Origin of the sequence: Microbacterium sp. (assembly GCF_036566905.1) — a bacterium.
Lineage (GTDB): Bacteria > Actinomycetota > Actinomycetes > Actinomycetales > Microbacteriaceae > Microbacterium.
Genome location: NZ_DATCVK010000219.1, coordinates 61,559 through 76,227 on the forward strand (window position 1 = coordinate 61,559; position 14,669 = coordinate 76,227).

Annotated in this window: 15 protein-coding genes and 1 tRNA gene; 5 read left to right on the forward strand and 11 right to left on the reverse strand. The window is 71.4% G+C overall.

The window, feature by feature from the left end; translation table 11 throughout:
- Positions 1 to 25: 25 nt before the first annotated feature.
- Positions 26 to 1,348, reverse strand: a complete 1,323-nt coding sequence (locus tag VIP82_RS19525; RefSeq protein ID WP_331911680.1) for an anthranilate synthase component I family protein — start codon at positions 1,346 to 1,348, stop codon at positions 26 to 28.
- A 42-nt stretch (positions 1,349 to 1,390) separates the two neighbouring features.
- On the opposite strand from VIP82_RS19525, the gene VIP82_RS19530 reads away from it, so the two are divergent.
- Genes VIP82_RS19530 through VIP82_RS19545 form a run of 4 tightly spaced genes read left to right on the forward strand, consistent with a single transcriptional unit; the run spans position 1,391 to position 4,784 of the window.
- Complete coding sequence (locus tag VIP82_RS19530) at positions 1,391 to 2,068, forward strand: DedA family protein (protein ID WP_331911682.1); 678 nt, start codon at positions 1,391 to 1,393, stop codon at positions 2,066 to 2,068.
- 4 nt (positions 2,069 to 2,072) lie between these two features.
- On the forward strand, positions 2,073 to 3,128 hold the full coding sequence (locus VIP82_RS19535) for an App1 family protein phosphatidate phosphatase (protein WP_331911684.1): 1,056 nt from the start codon (positions 2,073 to 2,075) through the stop codon (positions 3,126 to 3,128).
- Positions 3,129 to 3,156: 28 nt separating this feature from the next.
- Complete coding sequence (locus tag VIP82_RS19540) at positions 3,157 to 3,870, forward strand: SOS response-associated peptidase (RefSeq protein WP_331911686.1); 714 nt, start codon at positions 3,157 to 3,159, stop codon at positions 3,868 to 3,870.
- A gap of 41 nt (positions 3,871 to 3,911) precedes the next feature.
- Positions 3,912 to 4,784: a 3-methyladenine DNA glycosylase gene (locus VIP82_RS19545; protein ID WP_331911688.1), complete on the forward strand. Its 873-nt coding sequence runs from the start codon at positions 3,912 to 3,914 to the stop codon at positions 4,782 to 4,784.
- A gap of 2 nt (positions 4,785 to 4,786) precedes the next feature.
- On the opposite strand, the gene VIP82_RS19550 is transcribed toward VIP82_RS19545, so the two are convergent.
- From VIP82_RS19550 to VIP82_RS19580, 7 genes are all read right to left on the reverse strand, one after another.
- The gene (locus VIP82_RS19550) at positions 4,787 to 5,989 is read right to left on the reverse strand and encodes a glycoside hydrolase family 3 N-terminal domain-containing protein (protein ID WP_331911690.1); all 1,203 of its coding nucleotides are present in this window, start codon (positions 5,987 to 5,989) and stop codon (positions 4,787 to 4,789) included.
- 51 nt (positions 5,990 to 6,040) lie between these two features.
- Positions 6,041 to 7,717, reverse strand: a complete 1,677-nt coding sequence (locus VIP82_RS19555) for an acyl-CoA dehydrogenase family protein (RefSeq protein ID WP_331911692.1) — start codon at positions 7,715 to 7,717, stop codon at positions 6,041 to 6,043.
- Positions 7,714 to 8,799: a zinc-binding metallopeptidase family protein gene (locus VIP82_RS19560; protein ID WP_331911694.1), complete on the reverse strand. Its 1,086-nt coding sequence runs from the start codon at positions 8,797 to 8,799 to the stop codon at positions 7,714 to 7,716. The genes VIP82_RS19555 and VIP82_RS19560 overlap by 4 nt, the downstream gene beginning before the upstream one ends.
- A gap of 41 nt (positions 8,800 to 8,840) precedes the next feature.
- Positions 8,841 to 9,815, reverse strand: a complete 975-nt coding sequence (locus VIP82_RS19565; RefSeq protein WP_331911696.1) for a PQQ-dependent sugar dehydrogenase — start codon at positions 9,813 to 9,815, stop codon at positions 8,841 to 8,843.
- Between the two features lie 161 nt (positions 9,816 to 9,976).
- Positions 9,977 to 10,453 carry a VOC family protein gene (locus tag VIP82_RS19570; protein WP_331911698.1) on the reverse strand — a complete coding sequence of 159 codons (477 nt, stop codon included), beginning with the start codon at positions 10,451 to 10,453 and terminating at the stop codon, positions 9,977 to 9,979.
- A 54-nt stretch (positions 10,454 to 10,507) separates the two neighbouring features.
- On the reverse strand, positions 10,508 to 11,572 hold the full coding sequence (locus VIP82_RS19575) for a sensor histidine kinase (RefSeq protein ID WP_527250134.1): 1,065 nt from the start codon (positions 11,570 to 11,572) through the stop codon (positions 10,508 to 10,510).
- Positions 11,573 to 11,582: 10 nt separating this feature from the next.
- On the reverse strand, positions 11,583 to 12,263 hold the full coding sequence (locus VIP82_RS19580) for a response regulator transcription factor (RefSeq protein ID WP_331911702.1): 681 nt from the start codon (positions 12,261 to 12,263) through the stop codon (positions 11,583 to 11,585).
- Between the two features lie 86 nt (positions 12,264 to 12,349).
- On the opposite strand from VIP82_RS19580, the gene VIP82_RS19585 reads away from it, so the two are divergent.
- Complete coding sequence (locus VIP82_RS19585) at positions 12,350 to 13,018, forward strand: M15 family metallopeptidase (RefSeq protein WP_331911704.1); 669 nt, start codon at positions 12,350 to 12,352, stop codon at positions 13,016 to 13,018.
- An 80-nt stretch (positions 13,019 to 13,098) separates the two neighbouring features.
- Here VIP82_RS19585 and VIP82_RS19590 read toward each other — a convergent pair.
- From VIP82_RS19590 to VIP82_RS19600, 3 genes are all read right to left on the reverse strand, one after another.
- A tRNA-Ala gene (locus VIP82_RS19590) sits at positions 13,099 to 13,171 on the reverse strand.
- A gap of 71 nt (positions 13,172 to 13,242) precedes the next feature.
- Positions 13,243 to 13,623, reverse strand: coding sequence for a ribosome silencing factor (gene rsfS, locus VIP82_RS19595; protein ID WP_308867126.1), 381 nt, complete (start codon positions 13,621 to 13,623; stop codon positions 13,243 to 13,245).
- On the reverse strand, positions 13,623 to 14,669 hold a 1,047-nt coding region (locus VIP82_RS19600), incomplete at its 5' end, for a hypothetical protein (protein ID WP_331911706.1). The genes rsfS and VIP82_RS19600, both read right to left, overlap by 1 nt.

Sequence of the window (14,669 nt, forward strand, 5' to 3'; positions counted from 1 at the left end):
TCTTCCAGGTTAGCGGAACGGCGGTTCACCAGCCGGGCGGCAGCGCGGCCCCCAGCGCCGCGAGAGGTGCGCGCGCCTTGATGCCGACCTCGGCGACCTCGGCGGCGGCATCCGATCGCCACGTGATGCCGCCCCCGGCGCCGACGTAGGCGCTGTCGCGGCGGACGACGATGGAGCGGATCACCATGGCGAGGTCGAGCCCGCCGTCGTCGCCGATCCAGCCGAAGCAGCCCGAGAACACACCGCGAGGCGCCGCTTCGAGACCGTGCAGGATCGTCATCGCCGAGAGCTTCGGGGCTCCCGTCATGGAGCCTGCGGGAAAGGTCGCCTCGAGCAGGTCGGCGACCGTCGTGTCCGGCGCCAAGCGGCCCGACACGGTGCTGACGAGCTGATGCACCGCGGGGTACGACTCGACCTCGAGGAGCGCATCGACGCCGACGCTGCCGGGCAGGCACACGCGGGAGAGGTCGTTGCGCATCAGGTCGACGATCATCACGTTCTCGGCGCGCTCCTTCTCGCTGGCGCGCAGCTCGTCGGCCAGCGCGGCGTCGCTCGCCGGATCCCCGCCGCGCGGCCGCGTCCCCTTGATCGGCCGGGTGCGGACGACGCCGGCCCCCTCGCCGCTCGGCGGCACGTGCAGGAAGCGCTCGGGGCTGGCGCTGAGGAGCGCGATCTCCCCCGAGCGCAGGAAGCCGCCGTGGTGCGCGGGGGTCGCTCGGCGCAGTCGCCCGTAGGCCTCGACCGGATCCACGGATGCCGCCACCTCGAACCGCGTCGTCAGGCACAGCTGGTAGGCGTCGCCCTCGCGGATCGCGTCGCGACAGCGCTCGATGAGCCCGGCGTACTCGTCCGGTGCGTGCCGAGCGCTCGCAAGTCCCCGATCGAGGGCGGGCGCCGGGTCCGGCGCCGGTGTGGCGGCGGTGAGCGCCGCGGTCAGGCGGGGGAGGTCGCCCGACGAGGCGAAGGCGTGGACCTGCTGCGCGCCGTGGTCGAACGCGACCAGGCGCTCCACTCGCAGCCAGAGGTCCTGCGGCACGCCGTCGGCGTCGCGGGACGACGGCGCACCCGCCCGGGCGGCCGCGTCGTCGTAGCCGGTCCAGCCGACCCACCCGCTGCGGAACGGGACGCCGTGCAGGTCGGCGTCGCCGCCGGACTCGCCGCTGCACACGGTGGCCGTGGCGTTCGCCGGGTCGTCGGGCATGCCGGTGCCCATCCAGCTCCAGCCCTCGGCGGCGCCGGGTCCGGCATCCAGCCAGAAAGCATGCGGCTCCTGGGCGAACAGGGCGGCGAAGACGGATGCCGGATCCACCCAGTGCGCGGCGCGCACGGCGGCGAAGGTCTCCGACATCTTCCCAGGTTAGAGGGGCGCGGCGGCCTCTAGGCTCGTGGCGTGAACGAGTTCCTCACCTGGCTGCTCGACGCCGTGCAGAGCGTCGACCCGGTGCTGAGAACCCTTCTCGCGGGCTTCGCGATCATGCTCGAGACCAGCGTGCTCATCGGGCTCGTGGTGCCCGGTGACACCATCGTCATCGTGGCCGGTACCGCCGTCGCCTCCCCGCTCGAGGGAGTGCTGCTGGGTGTCGCGGTCGTGGTGGGAGCCCTCATCGGCGAGAGCATCGGCTTCTGGCTCGGCCGGTTCCTCGGCCCGAGGATACGGCACTCGCGCCTCGGCAGCCGCATCGGGGAGGCGAACTGGGAGCGCTCCGAGAGGTACCTGCGCCGCCGCGGCGGCCCCGCGATCTTCATCTCGCGATTCCTCCCGGTGCTGCACTCGCTCGTGCCGCTGACCGTCGGCATGAGCGGCTATCCGTACCGGCGCTTCCTCGCGTGGACGATCCCCGCGTGCGTGATCTGGTCGACCCTGTACATCTCGGTGGCGGCGCTCGCGGCCGGCACGTACCGCGAGCTCGCCGACCAGCTCCACTACGCGGGCTACATCTTCGTCGGCGTCATCGTGCTGTTCCTGGTGCTCGTGTTCGTGAGCAAGAAGGTCATCGAGCGGGCCGAGCGCAAGCACCTCGACCACGAGGGTCCGGACGAGGCGTCCGTTGCGGACGTGAAAGACTGAGGGGATGCCTCAGACGGATCCCCAGCCCGTGCGCGCCAAGGTTCTGTGGCTCGCGCGCCTGGAGTACCGGTTCCACGCGTGGCGCGAGCGACGTGCGCGCCGGCGTGGCCAGAAGCCCACGGTGACCCCGTTCCCCGGCTACGGCGGTCCGGGATGGGTGCGCGTGCTGGGTCGCGTCATGATTGTCCCGCCGGCGAAGGTCTCCGAGGGCGGCGAGTATGCCGGGGTGCGGGGCTGGCGCAGTTTCGTGGCCGTGCCGATCGGGTACGCGCAGGTCACTGTGACCATCGCGGGGGTCGATCACGAGGTCGTCGCCGACCGCGGCGGAGTGATCGACACGCGTCTGCCGGCGGCTCTCGAGCCCGGCTGGCAGACGTTCACGATGTCGGTCGAAGGCGGAGAGCCGATCGAGACGCGCGCGTTCGTGGTCGCGCCCGACGTGCGGTTCGGCATCGTGTCGGATGTCGACGACACCGTGATGGTCACGGCGATCCCCCGTCCCCTGCTGGCGGCCTGGAACTCCTTCGTCGTCGACGAGCACGCGCGTCAGCCGGTTCCGGGCATGGCCGTGCTGATGGAACGCGTGGTGCGCGAGAACCCCGGAGCACCGCTGGTCTACCTGTCGACCGGCGCCTGGAACATCGCGCCGACCCTGATTCGATTCCTGAGCCGCCACGTCTTCCCGCCGGGGGCGCTCCTGCTCACCGACTGGGGGCCCACCCACGACCGGTGGTTCCGCAGCGGCCGGGCGCACAAGCTGTCGAACCTCCGGCGTCTCGCCGAAGAGTTCCCGCACGTGCGGTGGCTCCTGATCGGCGACGACGGCCAGCACGACGACTCCATCTACACGACCTTCACCGACGAGCACCCCTCGCGAGTGGTCGCGGTCGCCATCCGGCGCCTCTCCCCCGCCGAGGCGGTCCTCGCGGGCGGGCGCACCGCCGTCAACGACCACGCTGCGGCCGAGGTGCCCTGGGTGAGCGACAACGACGGCGCCGGCCTCCTGGAGCGGCTCGAGTCCGTCGGCGTCCTGGGGAGCACCGGAACCGCAACGGTCTGACGTCGGAGCCCGCGCGTAGTCTGGTCGCATGTGCGGACGCTTCGTAGTGGCCAGTGCCGGTCCCGAGCTCGTCGGGGTGCTGCGTGTCGACGTCGAGGGCGACGACCTGCCGGAGCCGTCATTCAATGTCGCACCCACCAATCGTGCCGCGATCGTGCTGGACTCGGCCAAGACCGAGCCGCCGACCCGGCGGCTGGAGGCGGCGCGCTGGGGGCTGATCCCGTCGTGGGCGAAGGACACCAAGATCGGCGCGCGCGCCTTCAACGCGCGCGCGGAGGAACTCGAAGACAAGCCGATGTTCCGCAGCGCGCTCGAGAAGCGGCGGGCGGTGGTGCCGACATCCGGCTATTACGAGTGGAAGAACGTCGACGGCGTCAAGGTCCCGCACTTCATCCACCCCGCCGACGGTGAGCCGCTGTTCCTCGCCGGCCTCTACGAGTGGTGGCGCGACAAGACCAAGGGCGACGACGACCCCGAGCGGTGGCTGCTGAGCTTCACGATCCTCACACGCGACTCGATCGGTCACCTCGGCTCGATCCACGATCGGATGCCGCTCTTCCTCGACCCCGACCACGCGGACGCGTGGCTCGACCCGACCACCGACAACGTGCGCGACGTGCTCGACGCGGCGATCGACGCGGCTCCGGCCCTCGCCGACTCGCTCGAGGACCACGAGGTCTCGAAGGCCGTGGGCAACGTCCGCAACAACTCCCCGGAGCTCGTCGAGCCGGTCGAGCCCTGACCCCCTGAGGTCCCGGCGGACCGCCCGCGTATCCTCGAACGGTGACGATCGCGCTTCCTGCCGTCCCGGTGCTCGCCGGCGACATCTGGCGTGCGCGAGAAGCGGCGCACGAGACGCGTGCGCGGGCACTGACGAGCGCCCATCGTGAACGAGCGGCGCGGGGCGAGGCGCATCCGGTCGAAGACTTCCTCTTCACCTACTACTCGTACAAGCCCTCGGTGCTGCACCGGTGGCATCCGGGCGAGGGCGTGGAACTGGCGGATGCCGCCGCCGACGCCCGGGCCGCGTGGCGCTGGTACCGACCCGCCACGACGGAGGGCTCGATCGCCGTCGACGGTGCGGGCTTCCGCGCAGAGCGCGGCGCCCTCGTCGCGAACGTCGGACGGATCCTCCGGGCCACCGCCGACCGCGCTCCCGGCTTCGGCTGCTTCGGCCTGCACGAGTGGGCGATGGTCTACCGGCAGCCGCAGCACCGGCATCCCGTGCCGCTGCGTCTCGGGCAGGACTCGACCGACGCCGTTGTCGAGGCACATGAGCTGCGCTGCACGCACTTCGACGCCTTCCGCTTCTTCACGCCTGAGGCGGCGCCCCGCAACCGAGAGACGCCGAGCCGGGAGCGGCAGGCGGATCTCGAGCAGCCGGGGTGCCTTCATGCGGGGATGGACCTGTACAAGTGGGCGGTGAAGCTCGGGCCCCTGGTTCCGGGCGAGCTGCTCCTCGACGCGTTCGAGCTCGCCCGCGACATCAGGGTGCTCGACATGCGCGCCTCGCCGTACGACCTCGCCGACTGGGGCTACGACGCCGTCGCGATCGAGACGGCGGAGGGCAAGGCCGCCTACGTGCGTGCCCAGCGCGCGTTCGCCGACCGCGGCCGGGTGATCCGGCGACGACTGATCGACGTCGCCGCGGGCTGAGCTCAGTCAGCGGGGGCGCAGGTCGTGCAGGGCAGGTCGCCCTCGCCGGCCTCAGCGACGGCGAGGCGCAGCGCCATCACGCGTGTCGCGGCCTCCTCGAGCCGATCGGCCGGCAGCGCGCCCGACTCCACGGCGGCGACGATGCCGTCGATGATGCGCGGTGCCGTGTCCGGCGTCGAGTACACCACCGTCAGGACCATGTCGTTACCCGCGGCCAGGGCAGCCACGGCGTTGGCGACGGGATCCGCGTACTCCGGCTGCCCCGAACCCTGCAGCATTCCCAGGTCGTCGGTGATGGTCACGCCGTCGAAGCCGAGCTCCTCCCGCGCGATCCGGTGCCATTCGGGTGACAGGCTCGCGGGCCCGGGATCGACAGCGGTGTAGGCCAGGTGCCCGAACATCAGCAGCTCGGCTCCGGCGTCGATGCCGGCCACGAACGGGAGCGCATCCGCGGCGCGCCACTGGTCCAGTGTCAGGGCGGTCGACGGGATCGCGGTGTGCGAGTCGCCGGGGGCGGCGCCGTGTCCGGGGAAGTGCTTGAGCGTCGAGAACACCGAGCCCTCCTCTCCCCGTACCGCGGCGGCCACATTCGCCGACGCTGCATCAGGCGTCGTGCCGAGCACCCGCCGGTGGATGAACGAGTTCGGGTCGGGGGTGACGTCAGCCACGATGCCGAAGTTCACCGGGATCCCGGCCCGCCGCACGAGCGCCGCGCGACCGGCGAACGCCGCCTCGGCGGCGGACGGGTCGGCTTGCTGCAGGTCGAGCGGAGAGGGGAAGGCATCCCACGGCAGTCGCGAGACGTCACCGCCCTCCTGGTCGACGGCGACCAGCGGCGGTCGTGCCGGATCCACCGTCAACGCCGCGGTGATCGTCTGGAGCGCCGCTTCGTCTCCCGGGATGTTCGCACCCATGAGCAGGAAGCCGCCGACGCCGGAGGACTCCATGTAGACGTGGAGGGCGGCGGCATCCGTGGTCGGGATGTGGCCCATCACGACGCTCGCGGCGCGCTCGCGCAGAGTCATCGCCGCCACCGCCGCTTCGGCCGACGTCGCCTCGGGGGTGGGCGACGGGACCGGCTCTGCCGAGGCGGTCCGTGAGGGCGACGCCGACGGCTGCACAGCGGGGCCGGGGGCGCATGACGCGCACATCGCCGCGAGCGCCACGATCGCCGCGAGCAGGGCGAGGCGCGGCGCAGGAGTCACCCGCCAAGCCTAAGCGCGCTGCGTGCGAGGGGTCTGGGAACGGCAGGGGCGTCAGTGGCGCGCGACGATGGCCGCGGCATCCGTTCCCGCCGGCAGCACGCCGTACTGCGCCCCGCGCTCCTCGCCCAGACGTGCGGCGATGAAGGCCTCTGCGTCGCGCCCCGGCGCGTGCCGCAGCATGAGTGACGCCTGGAACGCGAGTGCGAGGTCTTCGCTGAGGCGGCGGGCCTGCGACGCGGCCCCGCCGGGATCGGCCGTCAGCTGCTGCAGCAGGCCCAGCGTGCGGTCCACGTGGCGATCGAGCACGACGGATGCGCCGGCGGTGCTGCCGAGCTCATCGGCGAAGGCGTCGCCCGAGTCGTGGTCGCGCGTGAGCGCCCGCAGCACGTCGAGGGCGATGACGTTGCCCGATCCCTCCCAGATCGCCATGACGGGCTGCTCGCGATAGCGGCGCGCGAGCGGGAACGACTCGGTGTAGCCGTTGCCGCCCAGGCACTCCAGCGCCTCGTACGCGTGCTGGGGGCCGCGCTTGCACACCCAGTACTTCGACACCGGCGTGGCGAGGCGACGGAGGGCCACGTCGCGATCCGATGCCCCCGCCTCGAAGAGCTGCGCGAGGCGCATGCCCGTGAGCATCGCCGCCTCGTACTCGACCGCGAGGTCGGCGAGCACACCGGTCATGGCGGGCTGATCCACGAGCAGCGCGCCGAACGCCTCGCGTCCGCGCGCGTGCCAGAGCGCCTCGGCGAGAGACTGCCGCATGCCCGCCGCCGTGCCCAGCACGCAGTCGAGGCGTGTGCGCTGCACCATCTCGATGATGGTGCGCACCCCGCGGCCCGGCTCTCCGACGAGGAATCCGACGGTGCCGTCGAACTCCACCTCGGCCGAGGCGTTCGAGCGGTTGCCGAGCTTGTCCTTCAGCCGCTGGATGCGGAACACGTTGCGCATGCCGTGCGGCAGCACGCGGGGCACGAACAGGCAGGTGAGCCCCTCGTCGGCCCCGCTGCTGCGCGTGTGCGCCAGGACGAGGAATCCGTCCGACATCGGTGCCGAGCAGAACCACTTGTGGCCGGTGAGCTGGTACGCGTGACCGCCCATCGACTCGCCGACGGTCGTGCCGGCGCGCACGTCGGAGCCGCCCTGCTTCTCAGTCATCGCCATGCCGATGAGCGCGCTGGGCTTCTCGCCCTCCACGATGAGGCGCGGCTCGTACGCGCGGGAGTACAGTCGCGGCAGCCAGGTGTCGGCGATCCACGGCGAGCCCTCGATCGAGGCGACGGCGGCGTGGGTCATCGAGACCGGGCAGGCGTGTCCCGGTTCGACCTGCGCGAAGAGCATGAACATGGCGGCGCGGGCGACGTGCGCGCCCGGCCGCGGATCCGCCCACGCCGAGGTGTGCGCTCCGCGGGCGACGGCCTCGCCGATGACGCGGTGATACGACGGGTCGTACTCGACTTCGTCGAGGCGGTAGCCCCAGCGGTCGTGCGAGTATGCGACGGGGGTGTGGATGTTCGCGAGCTCCGCGTCGCGCTGGAACGAGCCCGATCCGACGACTCCCCCGGCCTCCCGCAGCCTGTCGTCGGCCCAGTCGGCGCCGAACGCGCGCACGGCGGCGTTCAGCGGCGCGTTGAGCGCGTACTCGTCGACATCGACCCGCCAGGGCGGCTGGTTCTCGACGTAGTGCGTGGCCGCGCCGATCACCCGCTGCCCTCGCGCGAACGACGTCATGACCGCTCCGTCTCCACCGCCATCGCGAGGGCGTACTGCTGTCCCGGGCTGAGCGGCGCCCGCGTCACGATGTCGTGGACGAACGCGAGCTTGTGGCGCACCGGTGTCACGATCGTGAACGGGTAGAGGTCGCCGAAGCCCATCGCGCGGTTGATGCGGTTGAATCCCTGCGACAGCCACTCCCAGTCGGTGAGCAGCCGCTGGATCGGCTCGCGCTCGTACGATTCGCGTGGCACGACATCCGTGTCGCGGAGGTTCGTCACCGACGCGTCGAGATGGATGCCGATGACCGCCGCGGTCTGGAGGGTGCCGGTGATGTGGAGGTAATGGGCGAACGTCTCGGCGAAGTCCTCCCAGGGATGCATCGTCGCGTACTCCGAGATGAACGACTGGCTCCAGTCCGACGGCGCACCGACCTGGTAGTGACGCTTCAAGGCGTCACGGTAGCTCGTGCGCTCGTCGCCGAACAGCTCGCGGCAGCGGGCCCACAGCTCGTCGTCGGTCAGCAGCACGTTCTGGTAGTAGTGGCCGACCTCGTGTCGGAGGTGCCCGAGGATCGTCCGGTAGGGCTCGCCGAGGCGCACGCGCAGCGCCTCCCTGCGGTCGTCGAGGCTCTCGGCCAGGTCGATCGTGATGATGCCGTTGGCGTGCCCGATCGTGACGGGCTTGCCGTCGGACAGGCTCGAGATGAGGTCGAACCCGAGGCCGCCCTTCTCGACGTCCCAGCCGACGATCGGCAGGCCGAGGTCGGCGAGCTGGAGGATGAGGCGACGCTTCGCCTCCTCCGTCTTGGCCAGCTTCTCGAGCGCGACGGTGTCGTTGCTGGCCGGCTGGCGGCGCGTGAGCCGGCACGAGAAGCACCGGCCGGCCGGAGCGTTCTCCCACACCAGCCAGTTGCACGCCCACTCGCGGTTCGAGCACGTGTACCAGGTCTCGCCGTCGATGGCGACCTGACCGTGTCGGATGCCGTGGAACTCGCGTGTCTGCAGGTGGTAGCCGATCTCGGCCTCGCAGTTCGGACACCGCAGGGTGTCGAGGTAGACGAAGTGGCGACAATGCGGACAGCGGGGCTGCGAGCTCACGCTCTCACCGTAGCGTGCGCGCGTGGCGGCGGGAGCATGTGTCACGGCGCCGGAACGAGCTCCACCCGCAGCAGCTTGTCGTCGTCGGGTCGCGGCGACCCGCGCCCGTCGGTGTTGCTCGTCAGCAGCCACAGTGAGCCGTCCGGCAGGGCGACGACGTCACGGAGACGCCCGTACTCGCCGGCGAAGGCGGCTGTCGGCTCGCCGACGGCCGCTCCCGCGCGCGTGTCGAGCTGCCAGAGCCGCTCGCCACGCAGCCCCGCGACGAAGACCGTGTCGCCGACGGTGGCGATTCCGCTCGGACTCGCCTCGCTGGTCGCCCACTGGGCGACGGGGTCGGCGAAGCCCTCACGTCCGGCGACCCCTTCGACGATCGGCCAGCCGTAGTTCGTGCCCGGTTCGATGCGGTTGACCTCGTCCCACGTGTTCTGCCCGAACTCGCTCGCCCACATCGTCCCGTCGGCGGTCCAGGCGATGCCCTGCACATTGCGATGCCCCATCGACCAGATGCGCGTGCCCCACGGATTGCCCGGGGCCGCCTCACCGTCGGCGGTGATGCGCAGGATCTTGCCGCCGAGCGCATCGGGATCCTGAGCGGCGTCGCGCTGCTGGGCGTCGCCCGTGGTGACATACAGGTAGCCGTCCGGGCCGAACGCCAGACGGCCGCCGTCGTGGGTGTTCGCCCGCGGGATGCCGTCCAGCACGACGTCCGGCTCACCGAGCTCGAACGATCCCGGGTCGCCCTGCAGCGGCATCCGCACCACGCGATTGTCGTCTGCGGCGCCGAAGTAGGCGTAGAGCATCGGTGTATCGCCGCTCGTGAGCACAGCGAGCCCATGGAGCCCGGACTCTCCGCCCGACACGACGCCGGGCACCGTGCCGACCCTGCGCGCCGATCCGGCCGTCGTCAGTTCGAGCACGGCGCCGTCATCGCGCTGCGAGAGCAATGCCCCTCCGCCGGCGAGCGGAACCACCGACCACGGCGCGGCGAGGCTCGACGCGAGAGCGCCGGTCACGTCTCCGGCCCGCCACCAGGTCTCGGCCGCCGGCGACCGGCTCGGCCCGACCGTCGGCGCCTCGGCGGAAGGCGCCGGCCGCGGCGCGGCGACAGTGCAGCCGGGTGCTGCGATCAGCAGCAGGAGAAGGCCTCCGATCGCTGATCTCGGAGCCCGTCGCCTCATCCGTCCGCCACGGAAGCTTCGAGCACAGCAAGATCGATGCGCCGCATGCGGAGCATGGCCTGCACCGCCCGGTGCGCGATGTCGGGGTCGGGGTGACGGATCAGCTCGACCAGCCGGTCGGGGATGATCTGCCACGAGAGGCCCCAGCGGTCCTTGAGCCACCCGCAGGGCTGCTCCTGCCCTCCGTCCGCCGTCAGGGCGTCCCAGTAGCGGTCGACCTCGGCCTGATCCCGGCACGGCACGTACAGCGAGAACGCCTCGGTGAAGGGGAACTGCGGTCCGGCGTCCATCCCGTAGTAGTCGCGTCCCCCCAACCGGAAGTGGACGTGCATGACCTTCCCGCCCATGCCGGGAACCTCGTCGGGATACCGGTCGATCGTCACGACCTCGGAGTCCGGGATGAGCGCCGTGTAGAACGTGACCGCCTCTTCGGCGCTGTCGTCGAACCAGAGGAAAGGGGTGACTGCGCTCATGCGTCCCACACTCGCCGACCGGAGGGACGCACGCAATGGGTGGATTCGCCGCCCTCACGCATGCGGCGGCAGTCGCACCGTCACCCGTAGGCCGCCATCCGGGCGTGGGACGATGCTGAGCGTCCCTCCGTGAGCGTCGGAGATGCTGCGGACGATCGCGAGTCCCAGCCCCACGCCGGCATGATCGTCGGTGCGCACGCGCTCGCTGCCGCGCTGGAACGGCTCGGTCAGGGTCGACACGAGCTGCAGACTGAGCCTCTCACCGGTGTTCTCCACGACGATCTCGGCGGCATCGGCCTGCACGGTCGTCGTGAGATCGACCGTGCCGCCCTGAGGGAGGTTGTGGACGATCGCATTGTGGACCAGGTTCGACACCAGCTGCAGCAGCAGCGCGGGTGATCCGTACGCGGGCGTGACCGTGCCCTGCGTCCGGAGGGTCGTGCCGCGAGCCTCGGCGAGAGGCAGCAGCGCCTCCGCCGCCTCCTCCGCGATGAGCGACAGATCCACGCGCTCGCGCCGGAACGAGCGCTGGTCCGCCCGGCTCAGCACGAGGAGTGCCTCGGTGAGGCCGATGGCCCGTGCATTGACGATGCGCAGACGCTCGATCAGTTCGTCGACGTCGCGATCGGGATCGCTCCGCGCGACGTCGAGCAGCGTCCGCGTGATCGCCAGCGGCGTGCGCAGCTCGTGCGATGCGTTGGCGGCGAACCGGCGCTGCTCGGCGATGTGCGCCTCCAGCCGCGCGAGCATCGCGTCGAAGCTGTCCGCCAGCTCGCGGAACTCGTCGTCGGCGCCTTCGAGCTCGATCCGGTGCGACAGCGAACCGCCCGCGGCGAGTCGGGTGGCTTCGGTGATCCGTCGCAGGGGCATCAGCATCCGCCCGGCGAGGAACCACCCGCCGAGCAGCCCGAATGCGAGCAGGAAGAGCAGCGCCCAGACAGCGGCCGGGGCGAAGGCGCGGATGAGATCGCCGCGGTTCGGCACGAACGGACCCGGGCCGGTGATCGGCCCGTCGGGCACGTAGCGCAGCAGGAAGACCCAGACGATCGCGAGCAGCACGCCGCCCGCGACCATCAGGAACGCCGCGTAGCTCAGGGTCAGCTTGAGCCGGACGCTCAGCCCGGGCTCCCTAATCACCGTCGGCACTTCCGTCCGCGTCGATCCGGTAGCCGGCTCCGGGCACGGTGGCGATCACCCACGGTTCGCCCAGTCGCTTGCGCAGGGCCGAGACCGTGATGCGCACCGCGTTGGTGAACGGGTCGGCGTTCTCGTCCCAGGCCCGTTCCAGCAGGTCCTCCGCGCTGACCACCCCGCCGTCGGCGGCCATGAGCACTTCGAGCACCGCGAACTGCTTCCTGGTGAGCGCGACGTAGCGACCGTCGCGATACACCTCGCGCCGGAACGGATCCAGCCGCAATCCTGCGATCTCCCGCACCGGCGGCCGGCTGTGCGCACGGCGGCGGTCCAGCGCGCGCAGGCGCAGCACGAGCTCCTGCAGATCGAACGGCTTCGTCAGGTAGTCGTCGGCGCCGAGCCCGAAGCCCGTGGCCTTGTCGTCGATCCTGTCGGCGGCGGTGAGCATCAGGATCGGGATGCCGCTGCCTGAAGAGACGATGTGCCCGGCGATCTCGTCGCCCGAGGGCCCTGGGATGTCGCGGTCCAGGACGGCGATGTCGTAGGCGTTGATGCTCAGCAGCTCGAGCGCGGTGTGGCCGTCGCCCGCGATATCGGCCGCGATGGCCTCGAGACGCAGGCCGTCGCGGATGGCCTCGGCCATGAGAGGTTCGTCTTCCACCACCAGCACGCGCATGCTCCGATGGTACGAGTCGGCGCATATCGTCCCCCTATGCGAAACCGCATACGCGGTCGCAACGCGCGCGCGTGTGGAGTGGGAGCATGTCTCGAACTGCTTCCGCACGCCTGAAGCCCGCCGTCGCCGTGCGGGGAGTGATCCTCGCACTGGTCCTCGTGTGCGCGGTGTCCGTCGGGGCGGCGCTCCACCAGTCCGCAGCGGGCGCGGACCGAGCCCTTCCGGGCAGCGCCGCCGCGCAGGAGCCCGGTCCCGGCGCCCCGGCGCAGGGGACGGCGGACGTCGTGGCCGACGGCATGGTCACAGAGGAGGACGGCGTCCTTCCCGACGGCGTCACGGTGTTCGACGGCGCCCATCCGGGCATCACGCGCCTCTCTCCGGATCTGCTGGACGCACTGCGGCGGGCGGCAGAGGACGCCCGGCGGCAGGGCATCGTGATCCATGTCAACAGCGGGTGGCGTTCACCCGAGTACCAGGACGAGCTTCTTCACCAGGCGGTGTCGCAGTACGGGTCGGAAGCGGAGGCCGCTCGGTGGGTGGCTACCGCTGCGACCTCGGCACACGTCGCGGGAGAAGCGGTCGACATCGGCTCGTTCGACGCCGTCGCCTGGATGTCGGAGCACGGTGACTCGTACGGACTCTGCCAGACCTATGGCAACGAATCGTGGCACTTCGAACTGCGCCGCGACGCAATCGGCGGCGGATGCCCCGCCCCCTACGCGGATCCGACCGAGGATCCGCGGATGCAGGGATGATCCGCGGTCTCCATCCCAGCGTCGCGCGTGCCGGCGGCGGGAAAACCGAAAGGCCGCCCTGATCGGGCGGCCTTTTTCGGTGGACCTGAGGGGACTCGAACCCCTGACCCCCTGCATGCCATGCAGGTGCGCTACCAGCTGCGCCACAGGCCCTGACGCTGCTCCCGCTCTCGCGGGGCAACTCGTCTAGCTTACAACATTCCGAGCCGTGGTCCGAACCAGGATCAGTCCTCGGCGGCCGCCGGCGCGGGAAGTTCGACGGGCACGAGGGGGCAGTCCTTCCACAGGCGCTCGAGCCCGTAGTACACCCGCTCTTCCTCGTGGAAGACGTGCACCACGAGGTCGCCGAAGTCGATCAGAACCCAGCGCGACTCCTGCCGGCCCTCGCGGCGCAGCCGCTTGTGGCCGGCCTCGAGCAGCTTGTCCTCGATCTCGTCCGCGATGGCGGCGACATTGCGTTCGCTGCGCCCGGTGACGAGCAGGAAGATGTCGACCAGCGGGAGCGGCTCCGACACGTCGAGGGCGACGAGGTCCTCGCCGCCCTTGGCGTCCGCCGCTGCTGCGGCGATCTGGAGCATGTCATGCGACTGCGCACTCGCGACCATCAGAAGACTCCTGTCACGAAGGCGAGGATCAGCACGCCGACCAGTGCGAGGGCGAGGACGCCCGCTGTGATGGCGAGCGACATCATCAGCTTGCCGCCCTTTTCGGGTGTCGGCGGCTTGATGACATCGCCGGGCATCTTGACCGTGCTCACGGCGGCACTGGCCGCGATCGGCGTCGGCGACGAGTGGGAGGGCAGCTCGCCGTCCACGAGGGTGGCGTCGATCTCCTTGCCGTCGGCGGTCCCCTTGGCGCGGCCCGTCGAGCCGAGTCCTTCGGGAAGGTTGAAGGTGCCGGTGACGATGACCTCGCCGGTGGCGGTGACCGGAGCCACCAGCGGCGAGACTTCGGGCGCCTGCGACACGATCAGCGTGTTGGGGATCGCGATGGAGCCCGTGGTGCGCGACAGCAGCTGATCGAACGACGGCGGGAACTCGACGGCGGTGGGCTCGCCGGGCACCGGTGCGGCATCGAGCAGACTGGCGCCCAGCAGCGGGCTGACCGCCTTCGGCACGGCGACCGGCTCCTCGACCGCCTCTTCGTCGGCCGCCTCGTCCGTGTGCGCGACGTCGCCGAAGACCGACGAGAACTGCTCGACCTCGGGCTCGGGCGCCACCGAGGTCTGCGGTGCGGCGGCGAATTCGGGAACCGCGATGGTCGCCGCGGCTGCCGGCTCCTCCCAGCGCGGGGCGGGGGCCGCCTCCTGGGGTGCGGATTCTCGCGGCAGACCGAACAGCGCGTGCATCCCGCTGTCGGTCGGCACCTGCGAGTCGTCCGGCGGTGCGGTGACCAGGGGACTCTCGGGCTCGCGGAAGGGGGCGACCGGCGGGGGCGCCGCCGGGAAGGCGAACGCGGGGCCGGCGCCCGTCGAGGCGGCGGCATGCGCCGCGACGACCTCCGGGGTGATCACGGGCACCGACGCGGTGCGGATGCGCTCCTGCTGGCGCGCCTGGCGGCGGGTCAGCGGAGAGACTCCGAGGTCGACCGCGGAATCCGGAACCGGGGCGGGCGCGACAGCGGCCGGCTCGGCGGGCCGCGGGAACGGCGC